Source organism: Taibaiella soli, assembly GCF_003236175.1.
Taxonomy (GTDB): domain Bacteria; phylum Bacteroidota; class Bacteroidia; order Chitinophagales; family Chitinophagaceae; genus QKTW01.
In genome coordinates this window covers 21,031-36,520 of the sequence record NZ_QKTW01000019.1, presented here as the reverse complement: position 1 = coordinate 36,520, position 15,490 = coordinate 21,031, and the positions used below count along the sequence as shown (strand labels likewise).

17 protein-coding genes are annotated in these 15,490 nt (G+C 43.8%); 7 read left to right on the top strand and 10 right to left on the bottom strand.

The window, feature by feature from the left end:
* Positions 1–59 precede the first annotated feature (59 nt).
* The 8 genes from DN068_RS14240 to DN068_RS14205 all read right to left on the bottom strand — a co-directional run bounded on the left by DN068_RS14240 (position 60) and on the right by DN068_RS14205 (position 6,690).
* On the bottom strand, positions 60–1,022 hold the full coding sequence (locus DN068_RS14240; protein ID WP_110999607.1) for an acetyl-CoA carboxylase carboxyltransferase subunit alpha: 963 nt from the start codon (positions 1,020–1,022) through the stop codon (positions 60–62).
* A 149-nt stretch (positions 1,023–1,171) separates the two neighbouring features.
* On the bottom strand, positions 1,172–1,804 hold the full coding sequence (locus tag DN068_RS14235) for an OmpW family outer membrane protein (RefSeq protein WP_110999606.1): 633 nt from the start codon (positions 1,802–1,804) through the stop codon (positions 1,172–1,174).
* A gap of 37 nt (positions 1,805–1,841) precedes the next feature.
* On the bottom strand, positions 1,842–2,465 hold the full coding sequence (locus tag DN068_RS14230) for a DUF4136 domain-containing protein (RefSeq protein ID WP_110999605.1): 624 nt from the start codon (positions 2,463–2,465) through the stop codon (positions 1,842–1,844).
* Positions 2,466–2,511: 46 nt separating this feature from the next.
* Positions 2,512–3,672 carry a BamA/TamA family outer membrane protein gene (locus DN068_RS14225; RefSeq protein WP_110999604.1) on the bottom strand — a complete coding sequence of 387 codons (1,161 nt, stop codon included), beginning with the start codon at positions 3,670–3,672 and terminating at the stop codon, positions 2,512–2,514.
* 24 nt (positions 3,673–3,696) lie between these two features.
* Positions 3,697–4,737, bottom strand: coding sequence for a hypothetical protein (locus tag DN068_RS14220; protein WP_110999603.1), 1,041 nt, complete (start codon positions 4,735–4,737; stop codon positions 3,697–3,699).
* 18 nt (positions 4,738–4,755) lie between these two features.
* The gene (locus tag DN068_RS14215) at positions 4,756–5,268 is read right to left on the bottom strand and encodes a DUF502 domain-containing protein (protein WP_165836401.1); all 513 of its coding nucleotides are present in this window, start codon (positions 5,266–5,268) and stop codon (positions 4,756–4,758) included.
* A gap of 226 nt (positions 5,269–5,494) precedes the next feature.
* Complete coding sequence (locus DN068_RS14210) at positions 5,495–5,737, bottom strand: hypothetical protein (RefSeq protein WP_110999601.1); 243 nt, start codon at positions 5,735–5,737, stop codon at positions 5,495–5,497.
* Positions 5,738–5,985: 248 nt separating this feature from the next.
* A complete protein-coding gene (locus tag DN068_RS14205; protein ID WP_110999600.1) occupies positions 5,986–6,690 on the bottom strand; it encodes a thioredoxin domain-containing protein in 705 nt (234 codons plus the stop codon).
* Positions 6,691–6,751: 61 nt separating this feature from the next.
* On the opposite strand from DN068_RS14205, the gene DN068_RS14200 reads away from it, so the two are divergent.
* On the top strand, positions 6,752–8,692 hold the full coding sequence (locus DN068_RS14200; protein WP_110999599.1) for a M1 family aminopeptidase: 1,941 nt from the start codon (positions 6,752–6,754) through the stop codon (positions 8,690–8,692).
* An 82-nt stretch (positions 8,693–8,774) separates the two neighbouring features.
* Positions 8,775–9,638, top strand: a complete 864-nt coding sequence (locus tag DN068_RS14195; protein ID WP_110999598.1) for a TerC family protein — start codon at positions 8,775–8,777, stop codon at positions 9,636–9,638.
* 94 nt (positions 9,639–9,732) lie between these two features.
* Here the strand turns inward: DN068_RS14195 and DN068_RS14190 are convergent, their stop codons facing one another.
* The gene (locus tag DN068_RS14190) at positions 9,733–10,200 is read right to left on the bottom strand and encodes an Mpo1 family 2-hydroxy fatty acid dioxygenase (RefSeq protein WP_110999597.1); all 468 of its coding nucleotides are present in this window, start codon (positions 10,198–10,200) and stop codon (positions 9,733–9,735) included.
* Between the two features lie 149 nt (positions 10,201–10,349).
* Between DN068_RS14190 and DN068_RS14185 the strand changes: the two genes are divergently transcribed.
* The 4 genes from DN068_RS14185 to rplI all read left to right on the top strand — a co-directional run bounded on the left by DN068_RS14185 (position 10,350) and on the right by rplI (position 12,231).
* On the top strand, positions 10,350–10,862 hold the full coding sequence (locus DN068_RS14185; RefSeq protein WP_110999596.1) for a hypothetical protein: 513 nt from the start codon (positions 10,350–10,352) through the stop codon (positions 10,860–10,862).
* Between the two features lie 240 nt (positions 10,863–11,102).
* Positions 11,103–11,462 carry a 30S ribosomal protein S6 gene (gene rpsF / locus DN068_RS22290; RefSeq protein ID WP_207798945.1) on the top strand — a complete coding sequence of 120 codons (360 nt, stop codon included), beginning with the start codon at positions 11,103–11,105 and terminating at the stop codon, positions 11,460–11,462.
* Positions 11,463–11,483: 21 nt separating this feature from the next.
* The gene (gene rpsR, locus DN068_RS22285; protein ID WP_207798943.1) at positions 11,484–11,750 is read left to right on the top strand and encodes a 30S ribosomal protein S18; all 267 of its coding nucleotides are present in this window, start codon (positions 11,484–11,486) and stop codon (positions 11,748–11,750) included.
* A gap of 34 nt (positions 11,751–11,784) precedes the next feature.
* Complete coding sequence (rplI, locus tag DN068_RS14175) at positions 11,785–12,231, top strand: 50S ribosomal protein L9 (protein ID WP_110999595.1); 447 nt, start codon at positions 11,785–11,787, stop codon at positions 12,229–12,231.
* A gap of 176 nt (positions 12,232–12,407) precedes the next feature.
* Here rplI and DN068_RS14170 read toward each other — a convergent pair whose 3' ends face one another.
* Positions 12,408–12,806, bottom strand: coding sequence for a GNAT family N-acetyltransferase (locus DN068_RS14170; protein ID WP_110999594.1), 399 nt, complete (start codon positions 12,804–12,806; stop codon positions 12,408–12,410).
* Positions 12,807–13,163: 357 nt separating this feature from the next.
* Here DN068_RS14170 and purL point away from each other — a divergent pair, with 357 nt between their 5' ends.
* Positions 13,164–15,374: a phosphoribosylformylglycinamidine synthase subunit PurL gene (purL, locus tag DN068_RS14165; RefSeq protein ID WP_110999593.1), complete on the top strand. Its 2,211-nt coding sequence runs from the start codon at positions 13,164–13,166 to the stop codon at positions 15,372–15,374.
* Positions 15,375–15,490 lie beyond the last annotated feature (116 nt).

Here is a 15,490-nt window from a genome sequence, read left to right as displayed (position 1 = left end):
CGAAAAAGCAGGCTGGAAATATATCCGGCCTGCTTTGACTTCTTCTTGAAATAAAAAATTTATGATACCGGAACCTCGTCGTAAAAGCCCATTTTAGAGAACTTCTCGATACGGTCCTCAATACGTTGTTCTGCGTCGATCGGCGTAAGTTCGTTGATAGATTTGATCAGGTATTCTTTCAGGGTAACCGCCATTTCTTCTGGTTTTGCATGTGCGCCACCCAGTGGTTCTTTCACTACATCGTCTACAAGGTTAAAGCCTTTCATGTCTTTAGAAGTAAGACGCAGTTGTTCTGCTGCCTTTACCTTGAAATCCCAGCTGCGCCACAGGATTGTCGAGCAGTTTTCCGGAGAAATTACAGTGTACCAGGTATTTTCCAGCATGGCAACTTTATCGCCGATACCGATGCCCAGCGCACCACCCGAAGCACCTTCGCCGATGATCACACAGATTACCGGCACTTTCAGGTTTACCATTTCAAACAGGTTACGCGCAATTGCTTCGCCTTGCCCGCGTTCTTCGGCTTCAAGACCCGGATAAGCACCCGGCGTGTCAATAAATGTAATGATCGGATGGTTGAATTTTTCGGCCATCTTCATGAGACGCAATGCCTTACGGTAGCCTTCGGGATTAGCCATGCCAAAGTTGCGCATCTGACGCATTTTAGTATTAATGCCTTTCTGCTGACCGATTACCATTACTGGCATGCCGTTCAGTTTAGCCATACCACCCACCATAGCTTTGTCATCTTTTACCTGACGGTCGCCATACAGCTCCGTAAATTCAGTGAAGATTTTCTCAATATAGTAAAGTGTGTATGGACGCTCCGGATGGCGGCTGAGTTGCACGCGCTGCCATGGAGTGAGATTTTCATATAGTTGCGTACGTGTTTTTTCGATAGAAGCCTCCAGTTCACGAATGGTGGCGCTTACATCAACCTGATTTTTGGCCGCCATATCTTTCAGCTTGTCCATCTGGGCATAAAGCTCTTCCAGCGGCTTTTCAAAATCGAGAAATTGCATATATATCTTTTGTATGAGGGTACAAAAATAGTCAAAAACCCCTAACCCCTAGAAGGGAATCTCATACCGCGACGGCCCGCCTTTGGGGACGGGATAAAAAAAGCCCCTTCAGGAGAAGGGACTTTAGTGTTTGAAGGTGCGGAAGCCGGTTAGCGGACTGAAAATGCGAGGCCTATATTGAAGGCGAAATGTTTCAGGCTGCTGATATTGAAATCATCATTTTTATTGGTAGAAACATTGTACGCTGCGCTGACAAAACCACCGACGTTTTCGTTGAATGGCATGATTACACCTACTTCAGGGCGTACGCAGAAACCCCAGTTGTCATAAGTAATGTTGTAGATGTTGAAATAGACATCCTGTTCGCTGTATTGTGCGCCGATGCCAATACCTACGTATGGTTTTATTTTAGCGTGGGGATCGCCGAAGTAGTAATGGACCCCGGCCGTGATCGGTAAAGTGTAAATATCTTTGATCACATCGGTGGTAATGGCGCTGCCGCCGTCTTTAGAATAATAAGTCTTACGGCTTGTGTGTTGTTCAAAGGAATTCCAGCTCAGACCAACGCCGATAGATACGTGTGGATTGATCATGTGGCGATACTCAAAACGGCCGCCGGCGGCGCTTGTTTTATTTAGAAAGTCGTTATTGGTAGGCACACCTATTTCCCAGCTGCCCATAAAGATATCACGTGTGTAATGGATGGTATATGCCGGAGCCTGTGCTTGTGCCACAATTTGCGCACCACATATCATCGCGAGTATAAAAAGTATTTTTTTCATAAAGATGATTTTAGAAAGTAATCAAACAGATGTGTGGTTAGTTTGCTTTGATATACGTTGATTGTGCAAAGCCCTGGTTGATGGCGTTCACCCCACGTTGTACGTTGGTGGAAAGGCTGCTGCCTATGGCGCCGAAATCGATATTGTTCCAGATGCCCGTGATCTGATGTTCTGTGCCGGCATTTTTGAGATCATACATATTCAGGATAACGGTACCGGTGTTGTAAGAGTACACCGTGCTGTATGGATAATAGTATGGATAATACCAGCCCCAATACCATGGATCATACCAGCCATAATAACCATCCCACCAACCTGGATAATAAACAGTGGTGGTTACTTTCACAATGCCTATCTGCAGTCCAAGATCCGGATGCTGATCTTTGGAAACAAATGTATAGCCGCGTGCGTTCATGTTGTCTTTAACTGTCTGCACTAATGTCTGTGCATTGGCATCCGTAAGGATGGAATCGTCGCCTGTGCCGCCGAGATTGGCAACCGTATCTGCAATGTAGTACGTTTTGTATTCTGTAAAATCAGCAGCCTTGTCGCGATTTGTGGTAACAACAAAATCGGAGGATAACTCATCGAAATTTGGCGTTTTCCGGCAGGAGGAAAAAACAAGTCCAAACAACAACGAAAGGAATGTTAGTTTGCGCATAGATTACGTATTTGAGGTGATTAAATGTCGTGTTATCAATTAGTTTTTATTTAAGCCATTCGCTGCCAAAAACGATATAGTAGCCCCATGAATCCGGTCCCGCGGCTACATCTATACCCATTCTTAACTTGAATTTTCTTGCAACCAGATATCGGAACCCTGCGCCATAGCTGTAAATCCATTTCGATGAACCAAAATCACTCCAGTCGTCAAAAGCCTTACCAGTACCGCCAAAACCGACGATGCTCCAACGTGGCACAACATCATATCTTACTTCTCCTTCCGTTAGAATATCGGCTTTGCCTTGATACCGTGCTGCAGGAATACCGCGCATGTCGATATAGGGAAGCATATAAAAAGGAGGCGTGCCAATGGATTGCTGTCCATCGATGCGCAACCCGCCGATTACTTTTCTGCCAAAAGGCTTGTACATGTATGTGTAGTAATTGATTCGTCCGAAATCAAAATCACTACCGAAAATATTGTCCGACCAGCCACCGTCTACGTGAAATTTTAATCCACTGTTGGGGGTGAAAATATTATCTCTGTTATCGAATTCTATTATTGCCCCAGGCTGACTGACGAAGCTATTTACCTCCTTGTCGGTGACGAAAGAGGGTAACTGTTCGTTGTTTTGCAGCTTCACCTGAGATTTCAGAAGTAGGTACTGCAGGCCGCCATACCAGTTGGACCGGGCAATTCTTTTGATGCCAAAAGCATACAACGGAATTGTTTTGATATTGAATTTGAATTCTTGTTCTCCGATTGTTTGAAAAGTGTGGTAAAAAGCGGCGTTGATGTTCATGTATCCGCCTACCACTCTGTATTTGATTCTTGCTTTTACCCACATGCCGCTCCGTGCTGCCACTGCCCCCCAGGTATTGTTGATGGTCCACAAGGCGCCGCCGCCGGTAATGTCTGGAGCAACCGGAGTATAGCGTGGTTGTCCGTCAATCGTATCAACGATCGGTGGTCTTTTTTTCATGAAAATTGGTCCGCCTGCCAAACCAAAGCCGCCCAACGCAGGTTCCGTAACGATCGTCAGCAGCGGAATAAAGCCATTGGCATCGATCAGAAAGCTGCTCATGTCAAACTTTCCGTCCAGTGAATCTTTAAACGAAACCTTCGTCTTCTGTTTCTGAGCTGTGACTTGTAACTGCATCGTCAGCAAAAGCATTAATAAAATGTATCTAAAAAATGTTTTCATCGGCGGTGTTTGGGATTAGGATTTTTACCAGTGCCATCTGTAATTGCCGGACAACAAAAGTGATTGCCGTCCGCCAAAAAATCCGAGTTCTGAGCGGATCTGCCATCGATGGTTTAGCTGCCATTGTGCGCCTAAATTCATACTCCAGTTCGATGTCGGTCTTTTGTTGAGCGAATAAGAAACAGTAGCATCTTTGATATCGAGTCCATCCATTTTATCGATCAGCTTTTGTGCGATCTGTTTTATCACGGCCTGCTGCGGAGGTTTCAGCCCCTGATACCAATCTTCAGCACCATCTACAATTTGCTGCAGTTTTTCCCGACTCGCATCTGTTGTCAGGTCGCTGAGCGGTATCGTGCCTTCCGTGGTCCTGTTGATAAACATGCCTGAAGCACCGACCCATACGGTAATACTCATGTCTGCTTTATTCTTCAGAATAAAATTATAACCGAGCCGAGGTGTAAACATGGTTGACTGTATTGTTCCTTTAATATTCTCAAGCGTAGTCCAGGTATGGTTGAGGTCAATGATGGTAACGAACCGGTGATAACCACCAGCGATCGTTGTTCCCAAGCCAAGTGTGTTGCCGTCGAAATTGGCTGTGCTGTTCATTTTGAAGGGCTCGGTGATATCCACTTCTGTTTTAGTCCAGGTTTTCCCAACGATACCGTAGAGATCCATGAATGGAAGAATCCATGCATCAAGGCGGGCATTGGTAGAAACAGCTTTTGCTTTTACATCGCCAAATTTGATAAAGTCGAGCGGTACCGGATCCATATCATTAAAGCCTACCTTCAGATCAGAAATCACGACTTTTTGTGTAGCCACAAAACCGTTGATCATTGCGCCAAACGGGTATTGCAGATCAAAACCTTTTTTCAGCAGCCGGTTTCCCCAAATAGGCAACGGCCAGTCTGCATCCATTCGTTTAAGGCTGTCGAGATATTGATCGCGTGGGCTCAGTTTCACGCCACCACCCTGACCAAACGCAGTACCGTAGCAAAGTGCAAGCGTAATAACCAGTCCAAATCCGCTAAGTAATAGTTTCCCTGAGTTTAGTTTCATAATAATTCGTTTGCCGGTTCATTGGTCAAAGCCATCCTTAATCATCGAATGCATGCCTCTGCCGAGTACACGCAAATAATCGACAGCTTGTTTTTGCGTGATGTTTAAGATTTTGATGCGGTCGTTGGTGACATAAGTAATCGTTCCGGACCATGGTTTGGGTGCATCCGGTATAAAAACAGCGCATACATCTTCCGAAATATCGTCAATCAAAAATCCGATTTGCCAGGAGTCGTCCAGCCTTACCGTAACGGGTTTCCAGTCATTGTCGTTGCCCTGTCCCATCATATCTGCGCCAAAGCTTTTCATAAAGCTGTAACCGGGCATATGGCTGAGCACATTGTTCTCGACGGAGGAGACGACTTTTTTTGCTGCACGAATATGTGCCAGCATACCGGCAAGAAAACAGATGGCGATAATGGCAGCGGCAACAACGAGGTTTTCAAACCGGAGATTAAACCGTTCATCGAGCTGCTCTACGATTGGATGAACCAGTTTGCGCATTATTCCTACTGCTTTTCCAACTATCATTATGACCAATATCACCGGAACGAGAAAAAGTATTCCGCCAACGACGGTTGTTTTTATAATTGAAAAAAGCTTTTTCATCATTTGTTGGTTATGGTCAATAAATGCATGCTTAAATATTCATATTCTAATTTATGGCAATAAGTTATAAAAGAAAAAAATATTTTAAGGCGAATAAAAAAGACCGCAGTAAAGACTGCGGTCTGTAAATATTTTGAAGTGCTATCTGCTAGTGTTTTTTTGCGTGTGCTTCTATTGCATCGCTTACTGCAAGTATCAGACTGTATGGTAAATTATATTCTTCCGGTGATACTAAATCGTAGCGGTCAGAAGCACTCCAGGTCATATAAAAGCGTGGATAGCCCTGTATGTTTACTTCGTAGTGCATGCCATCTTTTCGTAAAGAAGGGAGGATAACGGCCAGCATAGATTTGCCGTCAAAGAAAATTTTAGATGTAAAGTTTTTTGCCATGAGCTGCGCGAAGATACAACAATCGCTGATGTCTGATTTTTTGATCGCTGGTTTACCGAAACGCTGAACGCATAAAGCCGAAAGCTTTGCCCATGTTTAGTCTCCAAGCTTGTTTTGCGTAACACATCCGGCCTAAGGGAACTTGGCGTTAAGAAATGAAATGCAGACAGCGTAAAGTAATCGATGCTGTTCGATATGTTAGCGAAGCGCATATCGAACGACAGATAAACGGGATTTCCGATCCCCCGCTAATGAACAATATTTTTTTCAATTATCCCTTCCATTTCCTCTTTCGCCACAATCCCCACTTTGCGCCAGACTTCCTTGCCACCCCTGTACAAAATATAGCCCGGCATATCATTTACCTGTACATCTTGCATCAATAATGTTTGCGTGCCACCGTCTATAAATGTAATCGTCAGCACGCCTTCATATTTTTCAGACAATGCGTCGATCACGGGTTGCATTTGCCGGCACGGTACGCACCACGAAGCACCGAAATCAACCAGCACTAATGGCTGTGCACTGATCATTTGCAGATATTCTTTTTCAGAGATCGGATGAAAGCTCTGTGTTTTTTCAACTGGCTTGCCCGCGGTTTTCCAGGCATCAATGCCTCCTTCAAGCTCTATTATCGTTGAGAAGCCATTGGCGCGCAACCATTGCGTTGTAGCATGACTTTGACTGCCGGCTGCGTAAATGTATACCGGTTTGGTTTTGTCTAGAGTGCTGAGTTTTTCTGTGAATGCGGCTTTGTCATTCATGTCTGCAAGCATTGCGTGTGCCAGATGTCCGGAATTATATTCCGCTGCAGTGCGCAGGTCGAATAATTGTGCATTGGTATGTTGCTGCAATGCTTTTTCAAACTGATCTGAATTTATCGATTGTGCTTGAATGGCACCGGAAAATAGCAACAGGAAACAAAGCAGTAGTATGCCTGCAAGATTTTTCATAGAAGCAAAATTCTGTAAATATTCGTGAAACCAGTAACTTGGACGTTTTATATCTATACCTATGCCATTGAAATCTACATTCTTTATCTTTTTCTTCGCCCTTGGTTTTGCAGCTGTAGCACAGACCAACCCGGTTATATTTCGACAAAAGGAACAAAAGAAGCTACAGCAGCTGGCTCGTGTGACTGTCGCCTCTCCGCTGGAAGATAATTATGATATTAAAAACCTTCGGTTCAATCTTAGCATGAGTAACAACTCTACTTATATTTCTGGCGATGTTGTCACTAATGCAGTTGCTGTGCAAAATATGAGTGCTTATGTTTTTGAGTTAGATACATTAATGGCCGTCGATTCTGCGAAAATAAATGGCGTATCACTTCCGGTTGCGTCAACTGGAGTGGTGCGCACGATCGCTTTGCCCGCGGCATTGAGTGTTGGTACGGCTTTTAGCGCACAGGTATTTTATCATGGCACACCGCAAAATGCTGCTGTCAATAACTATAGTATTGGTGTGACACATGATATTTCCAACGGCGTAGAAATGGTCTACACAATGAGCGATCCTTATGGTGCTAAGGACTGGTGGCCTTGTAAACAATCGCTGCAGGATAAAATTGATTCGGTAGAAATGATGGTAACCGTTCCTGCGGGTTTGAAAGCAGGGAGCAATGGGCTTTTGCAGTCTTCCAATGCAACGGGTGGTTTCGTACAGTATCGGTGGAAAGAAAAATATCCAATCGTTTATTATCTGATTTCCGTTTCTGTAGCGCCTTACAAAGATTATTCCTACTTCATGCATTTTAATAATAGCAGCGATTCCATGCTGATTCAAAACTATTATTATGATTCAACAGCTTTTTTTCCGGCCAACAAAGCAAACCTGGACAGTACTGGTGTGCTGATTAATTATTTCTCCGATCTCTTCGGTCGTTATCCTTTTTATCAGGAAAAATACGGTCATTGTTTTACGACACTGCAAGGTGGCATGGAACATCAATCTATGAGCACGCTTGGTTTTGCGGATGTACAATTGATCGCGCATGAAATGACGCATCAGTGGTTTGGCGATAATGTGACTTTCGAAGGTTGGGCAGACGCATGGCTCAGCGAAGGTTTTGCAACTTATGGTGAACATCTGTATCTCGAACATTTTCATGGTGCTGCTGCTGCAGCCACTTTCAGACAGCAGATGTTTGCTCAGGTAATGGCCGCCATCGGTGGCAGAGTGCATGTGGATGACTCCAGTTCGTTTGCACCTATTTTTGATAGCCGGCTGGTTTATGCCAAGGGCGGTGCAGTGGTACACATGCTCCGTTTCCTCGCAGATAATGACAGCTTGTTTTTTGCAGTGTTGAAAACTTATCAGCAACAGCACGCTTATGGAAATGCAAATACGGAAGACTTAAAACAAATTGCTTCGCAGTTGTACAACCGCAACCTTGATACTTTTTTCAATCAGTGGATTTATGGTGAAGGCTATCCGAAATATGCAGGTTCATGGAATCAGCAAAATGGGGTCGTATATATTCAGCTCAATCAAACAACTTCCAAACCTGCTTCTATACCGCTTTTTGTTACACCGTTAGAATTGAAACTCAGCTCTGCACAAGGCGATACGGTCATCAAAATTTATAACAACGCTGCTACGCAAATGGTTACTGTAAACTGGCCTAATACAATGACAGGTTTTACAGTGGATCCTAACAACTGGATTTTAGATAGAAGCAATACACCAATGAAGCATGACATTAGTCTGTCGGTGCCGGAAATTAAGGCTGCGCAGATAAAGGTTTATCCGAATCCGGCAAGTGATGCATGGCAAGTAGAAAATATTGTGCCGGGTATGCAGTTGTCTTTGTTTGATATGCAAGGCAGAAAATTGTGGGAAGCGAAGGTGAATAATACAATGGTTTCGATTCCTGCACATCAATACGCACCGGGCGTTTATTTGTTGAAACTGACGAATGAGAAGGGAAGTGAAGCCATACAGTTGCAACGGTAATTGGAGCTGAATCAGCATCTGGAATTACGTAACACAGCTTTGAGCGTTAGGCTTTCAGCATTAAGCTTTTGAATTTTGAATTATGGTACTCGAACATTTCGATCAATTAATACATCAGATAGCCAATAAGCCATTGGGCGCACTAACGGTGGTGGTAAATCTGATTCTGATAGAAAGTCTGCTTTCTGTAGACAATGCCGCGGTGCTCGCAACCATGGTACTTGATCTGCCGAAAGACCAGCGTCGCAAAGCGCTGCGTTACGGTATCCTTGGTGCTTATATATTTCGGGGGATTTGTCTGCTGTTTGCATCCATGTTGATTCAGATCTGGTGGTTCAAACCATTGGGGGGGATCTATCTCGTTTTTCTGGCTGGGAAATATTTTTTCTCAAAGAAAAAAGAAGAACATCATACCATTGAAGAAGAATTGGATCAAAAACATAAGAGCTGGCTGTATCGAAAAACACTTGGTCTATTCGGCCCGTTTTGGGCAACTATTGTATTAGTGGAACTGATGGATCTTGCTTTTTCCATCGATAATGTGATTGCGGCTAATGCCTATACCAAGAATATTATCCTCATTTGGGTTGGTGTATTTATAGGTATTCTGGCGATGCGTTTTGTAGCACAGGGGTTTGTGAAGCTGATGGAAAAATATCCTTTCCTGGAGAAATGTGCTTATGTGGTAATCGCAATTCTTGGAATAAAATTATTGTTGGCGTTATACACTCATTTTAATCCATGTGCAGATTTTTCTCTTTTCATTGATGGTCCGCACGATTGCCTGGAATCTCAGGGTAAGCATTTGCCGGAAGGGGAGCATCCAACTGTTTGGGGTGACCTGATTACTTCTTTGCTGAGTATCGCCATTTTCTTTGTGCCGATATTGACTTCGACGTTGTTTAATTTTCCAAAACATCATCGGGACGGCGAATCGGTTAAATAGTTAAGGGGGCAATTGGTTAAATGGTTAATTTGTCGAAAGGTTAAATCAGTCGTGGTTTGTTACGTTTGACTAATTTAACTCGTTAACCAGTTAACTAAAGGGAAATGTGCAGACGACCGTAAATAAAGCTCATCAGCCAGGCCGGACCGATGAGCAGAAACTGGAGGTCTTTGAGAAAAGAAGGTTTTTTGCCTTCGATTTTATGACCGTAAAATTGCCCGATCCAGGCGAGTACGAAAATGATAATGCTGATTTGCCAGAGCGGCATGGTGAAATGTGTTTCTATAAAACGGCAAAGCAACAGACAAATCATGCAGAACAACAACATGCCGATCCATATAGTGCGTGATAATGATGCATAATAAATGACGATTAATACCAACAGAATCATCGCCACGTTTAATGATAAATTCGAACTGAGCATAACCGGCAGTTTGATGCTGTAGAACAAGCCAACGATCGAAAAGAAAATGGAGGGCACGCATATCCAGTGAATCATTTTATTGGTGTGATTCTGGTGACTTTCACCATATTCCGACAACCATGTCTGAATGCTTTTCATGCTCTTAATTTACGAAAAACGACAATTCGTTAAAAAGGTAAATGGTTAAATCTGTCGGGGATAGCTAAAAATGGTAAATTGGAAATCGGCCAGATTATGCAACGACCAATTAACGCTTTAGCGCTTTAACCAATTAACCGGAACGAAAAATGGATCTAAGAACAGCAATACTCGAAGAACATTCAAAAGAACAGTCTACACTGATTGCCAATTACATTGGCAGTAATAAAAGGCGTTTCGAGAAATTGATAGAACTGTTTCTGGAAGATGAATATCGTGTAGTACAACGGGTGGCGTGGGTCATTAGTTTAGTTGCCGAAAAATATCCGAAACTCATTGAGCCTTATTTGTCTTTGTTTGCGGAACGAATGCAGGAGCCTGAGTTGCCGGTGGCGGTAAGGAGGAACGTCGTTCGTATGTTGCAGCATGTTCCAATTCCTGAATCCTTGGAGGGGCCGGTGATGTTTGCGTGTTTTGAATTTCTCGCCGATCCAAAAGAAACCGTTGCAGTGCGTTGTTTTTCAATGACTGTGTTGGGAAATCTGGCCTGTAAATATCCTGAGATCAGGCAGGAATTGGTCAGTATTATAGAAGACCAGCTGGAGCAGGGAGCCACGGCCGGTTTTCGGGCAAGAGCGCGGATGGTGCTGGGTTCTTTGTAATTTCGCTTGATCGCCGATTTGTAAAGTTGATTGTTTCTGAAGTGATTTATAAATGTAAATGACTGATTGTGAAATGTATGCCCTTGGTTGGAGTACAGCTTTACAAATTTTACAACTTCACAGCTCAACAAAACATAATAATTCCTACCTTTGCAATCCCAAATTGTGTTCGGCTGCCGGTAAAACGGTATCCAGCGTTGCTGCCGGACAATTGGGAATCATTTTAAAAACATATTTATTATGGCAACAAACAACCTTCAAAGCTACGAGCTGATGGTGATCTTTACGCCGGTTCTGGCAGAAGATGACTTCAAGAACGCTCAGAAGAAGTTTGCAGACTTCATCAAAGACAATGGTGGCGAAATCGTTCACCAAAATGCAATGGGCCTTCGTTCCCTGGCTTACCCAATTGAGAAAAAGACAACTGGTCTGTACTGGTTGATCGAGTACAAAGCGCCTACTGAAGTAAACGCTAAAATGGAAATCCAGATGAACCGTGACGAAAACATTATGCGTCGCATGGTTACCCGCCTGGATAAATACGCAGTTGAATACAATGCTAAAAAGCGCAACAAAGGTGCTGAAGTAGAAACTGTTTAATCAATTTAAAAACTGTACACAATGGCTAAGCAAAACGAAATCAAATTTCTCACTTCCACACGTGTTGAAAAACGTCAGAAGAAATACTGTCGTTTCAAAAAAATGGGAATTAAATACGTCGATTACAAAGACGCAGAATTCCTGAAAAAATTCCTGAACGAACAAGGTAAAATGCTTCCTCGCCGTATCAGTGGTAACTCCCTGAAATTCCAGCGTAAAGTAGCACAGGCTATTAAAAAAGCTCGTCAGCTCGCATTGTTGCCTTATGTAACTGATCTGTTAAAATAGTCAGTGATCGTTTCACATTTTTAAGTAAAATTCCATGCAAGTAATTCTGATAAAAGACGTAGATAATCTGGGCGCTGCCCATGAACTGGTAGACGTGAAGCCTGGCTATGCACGCAACTACCTGATCCCTCAGAAATATGCAATCGAAGCGAGCGGTTCTAACCTGAAAGTTCTGGAAGAACGCCGCAAACAATTGCAAAAACGTGAAGAAAAACTGTTGGCGCAGATCGCGGAAGTTCGCACTGCACTGTCTTCTGCTCCAGTGAAAGTTGGTGCTAAGATCGGTACTAGCGGTAAAATCTTCGGTTCTGTAACTGCAATCCAACTGGGTCGCGCTATCCGTGAGCAAAAAGGATACGAAATCGACCGTCGCCGCATCAATATCCTTGATGAAGTGAAAGAGCTGGGTACTTACAAAGCTCAAATCGACTTCGGTAAAGACAACATCGTTGCTCTGGAATTCGAAGTAGTAGGTGAATAATTAACGCGATAATGTGGGCGTTGCCCAAATTATCTGAATAAATAAACGGTCGGATGGCTTCAAGTCGTCCGACCGTTTTCTTTTATTGTTGATCGTTTCTTCTCCCCACACATCGTTCAGAGCAACCACAACGTACTTCCTTCGACTCCGTTCAGGGATGAGGAACACGAGGAAAATCAGCGTTTTAAAAACATCCCCTTCGACTGCGGCATGGCATCCTTAAATCCGAACTGTTCGTAAAGAAAGGAAGCGTCGCCGTCTGCCAGCAGGCTTATATAGCAAGATTCAGGCAGTTGAGTTTGAATAAAGTCCGTTAAGTCCTTCATGATTATTTTGCCAATACCTTTTCCCTGGTACTGCGGCAATACGCAGATATCCACGATCTGACAAAAGCAGCCGCCATCGCCAATCAGCCGTCCCATTCCGATCACTTCAGCCGCTTCTTTTACCATCACAGAATGTACCGTTTTTTTCAGGCCAATAGTGGCGGCTTGTTCCGTTTTGTCTGAAAGACCACATTCCCGGCGCAACCTGCGATAAGTTTCTACGGGAATGATACTATTTATTATTTCCATAAAGTCGGCATTTGCCAATTCAAAATAACATGAAAATCTGCAAATAGCGGGCGGTAGTGGTGTAGCGCGCTACACCACTACGAAATGGATAGTATCATATTGCAAGTCCGCGATTTTACTGATGGTACACGTTCGATTTTTCACGTTTAGCCGGCGTTCACCATTGACCATTAACCAATCTTGCATCCAAATCAGCCATCAGCGATCAGAAAATCAGTGATTTTGATTAGCTTTTAAGTTTGACTTTTCACATTTTACGGGTATTCACCATTGCCCATTCCCCATCCACGTTTCGCCTTTCGCCGAATTAGTGTACTTTTGCAGCAGTTTTTCACGTCCTCAAAATATTTGCATTTCATGCAGGCAACACTCGACCAGGCTATAAAACTTGGCCTTCGCGAAGAAGAATTTGAAAAGATTAAAGAAGTACTGGGTCGCACGCCCAATTTCACTGAAACTGCAATGTACTCTGTTATGTGGAGTGAACACTGTAGTTATAAAAACTCCATCAAATGGCTGAAAACATTGCCACGCGATGGTGAAAAACTGCTTGTAAAGGCTGGTGAAGAAAACGCTGGTCTCGTTGATATCGGTGACGGTTGGGGTTGTGTGTTTAAAATCGAATCCCATAACCACCCTTCTGCAATTGAACCATTCCAGGGCGCAGCAACAGGTGTTGGCGGTATTCACCGTGATATCTTCACAATGGGTGCTCGTCCGATCGCTTCGCTGAATTCTCTCCGTTTTGGTAAACTGGACAATCCAAAAACAAAATGGTTGCTGAAAGGCGTAGTAAAGGGTATCGGTCATTACGGTAACTGCTTTGGCGTACCGACTGTAGGTGGCGAAATCTATTTCGAAAATTGTTACCAGACTAATCCGCTCGTTAATGCAATGAGTGTTGGCGTGGTAGAAGTAAATAAAGGTCTTACTGTTTCTGCAACTTCACATGGCGCCGGCAATCCGGTATTCATAGTAGGTGCGGCTACTGGTAAAGACGGTATCGGCGGTGCGTCTTTCGCTTCTGCTGATATTTCTGAAGATAGCATTAACGATCTGCCTGCTGTACAGGTAGGTGATCCGTTTGAAGAGAAAAAACTCCTCGAGGCATGTCTGGAACTCATCAAAACAGGTGTAGTAATCGGTATGCAGGATATGGGTGCTGCAGGTATCACTTGTTCTACCAGTGAAATGTCTGCTAAGGGTGAACACGGCATGATCATTCACCTTGACAAAGTGCCAACACGCCAGTCAAACATGAAGCCTTGGGAAATGCTGCTCAGCGAAAGCCAGGAACGTATGCTGGTTGTAGTAGAGAAAGGTAAAGAGGCAGAAATGCAGGCGATCTTTGACAAATGGGATATCCATTGCGTACAGATCGGTGAAGTGACTAAAGATCAGAATCTGAAATACTATATGGACGGTGAACTGGTTGCGGATGTGCCTGCAGAAAGCATGGTGCTCGGTGGCGGCGCTCCTGTTTATGATAGAGAATATACAGAACCTAAATATTTCCAGGAGATCGCGAAGTTCAACGCTGAAAGCATCATTGTTCCTTCAGATCTGAAAGAAGTGGCTTACAGCCTGGTTCAATTGCCTACGATCGCTTCTAAGCGTTGGGTGTACAATCAGTACGATTCAATGGTAGGAACTGGTAACACACACACAAATGCACCAAGCGATGCACCTGTGGTACGCGTACACGGCACTAAAAAAGCGCTGGCGGTAACTACAGACTGTAACAGCCGTTATGTATTTGCTGATCCGTACAAAGGCGGTATGATCGCAGTTGCGGAAGCAGCACGTAATATCGTTTGTAGTGGTGGTACGCCGGTAGCAATTACCAACTGTCTGAACTTTGGTAACCCTTACAATCCGGAAGTATACTACCAGTTTGTAAACGCTATTAAAGGTATGGGCGAAGCTTGTCTTAAGTTCGATACGCCTGTAACCGGCGGTAACGTGAGCTTCTATAACCAGAGCGAAGATGGTCCGGTTTATCCGACACCAACAATCGGTATGGTGGGTGTGCTTGAATCTCTGACTGATAAGATGACCATGAATTTCAAAAAGCCTGGTGATCTGATTTATGTAGTAGGTCTGAACCGCAATGATATCAACTGTTCTGAATACCTGCACCACATTAAGAATGTAACGCACAGCCCGGCTCCTTACTTCGATCTTGAAGAAGAAGCGGCAGTACAGGAAACAATTCTGCGTTTGATCAAACTGAAATTGATCTTCTCTGCGCACGATATTTCAGAAGGTGGTCTGTTTGTAACCTTGCTGGAAAGTGCAATGGCAGGCGGTCTTGGTTTCAACATCAGCACTGATGCAAATATCCGTAAAGATGCATTCTTGTTTGGTGAAGCTCAGAGCCGCGTAGTGGTGAGCGTGAATCCGGATTTACATGCATTGTTCGAAGCTGAAATGAAAAACGTACCGTTTGCGAAACTGGGTACGATCAACTACAATCAGGATATCGTAGTTGACGGTGAAAGCTGGGGCTTCCTCAATGATTGGAAAGAAGCTTACGATACTGCAATCGAAAAACAATTGGCTAACTAAGCGTAAAGCTTAACGCTGAAAGCATAAACATTTATACAGAGACGTAGCTTGCTACGTCTCTATTTATTTTCGGTATGTTCGTATTGAGGGAAAGCTTTTCGCGTTAAGCTTTAGCC

What these genes read in the sequence shown, in the direction of transcription:
- DN068_RS14230 (WP_110999605.1), bottom strand. Translation starts at nt 2,465, where the DNA reads ATGCGCAAACTAACATTCCTTTCGTTGTTGTTTGGACTTGTTTTTTCC.
- DN068_RS14240 (WP_110999607.1), bottom strand. Translation starts at nt 1,022, where the DNA reads ATGCAATTTCTCGATTTTGAAAAGCCGCTGGAAGAGCTTTATGCCCAG.
- DN068_RS14190 (WP_110999597.1), bottom strand. Translation starts at nt 10,200, where the DNA reads ATGAAAAGCATTCAGACATGGTTGTCGGAATATGGTGAAAGTCACCAG.
- DN068_RS14185 (WP_110999596.1), top strand. Translation starts at nt 10,350, where the DNA reads ATGGATCTAAGAACAGCAATACTCGAAGAACATTCAAAAGAACAGTCT.
- DN068_RS14220 (WP_110999603.1), bottom strand. Translation starts at nt 4,737, where the DNA reads ATGAAACTAAACTCAGGGAAACTATTACTTAGCGGATTTGGACTGGTT.
- rpsR (WP_207798943.1), top strand. Translation starts at nt 11,484, where the DNA reads ATGGCTAAGCAAAACGAAATCAAATTTCTCACTTCCACACGTGTTGAA.
- DN068_RS14195 (WP_110999598.1), top strand. Translation starts at nt 8,775, where the DNA reads ATGGTACTCGAACATTTCGATCAATTAATACATCAGATAGCCAATAAG.
- DN068_RS14225 (WP_110999604.1), bottom strand. Translation starts at nt 3,672, where the DNA reads ATGAAAACATTTTTTAGATACATTTTATTAATGCTTTTGCTGACGATG.
- purL (WP_110999593.1), top strand. Translation starts at nt 13,164, where the DNA reads ATGCAGGCAACACTCGACCAGGCTATAAAACTTGGCCTTCGCGAAGAA.
- DN068_RS14170 (WP_110999594.1), bottom strand. Translation starts at nt 12,806, where the DNA reads ATGGAAATAATAAATAGTATCATTCCCGTAGAAACTTATCGCAGGTTG.
- DN068_RS14235 (WP_110999606.1), bottom strand. Translation starts at nt 1,804, where the DNA reads ATGAAAAAAATACTTTTTATACTCGCGATGATATGTGGTGCGCAAATT.
- rpsF (WP_207798945.1), top strand. Translation starts at nt 11,103, where the DNA reads ATGGCAACAAACAACCTTCAAAGCTACGAGCTGATGGTGATCTTTACG.
- DN068_RS14200 (WP_110999599.1), top strand. Translation starts at nt 6,752, where the DNA reads ATGCCATTGAAATCTACATTCTTTATCTTTTTCTTCGCCCTTGGTTTT.
- DN068_RS14215 (WP_165836401.1), bottom strand. Translation starts at nt 5,268, where the DNA reads ATGATAGTTGGAAAAGCAGTAGGAATAATGCGCAAACTGGTTCATCCA.
- DN068_RS14210 (WP_110999601.1), bottom strand. Translation starts at nt 5,737, where the DNA reads ATGGCAAAAAACTTTACATCTAAAATTTTCTTTGACGGCAAATCTATG.
- rplI (WP_110999595.1), top strand. Translation starts at nt 11,785, where the DNA reads ATGCAAGTAATTCTGATAAAAGACGTAGATAATCTGGGCGCTGCCCAT.
- DN068_RS14205 (WP_110999600.1), bottom strand. Translation starts at nt 6,690, where the DNA reads ATGAAAAATCTTGCAGGCATACTACTGCTTTGTTTCCTGTTGCTATTT.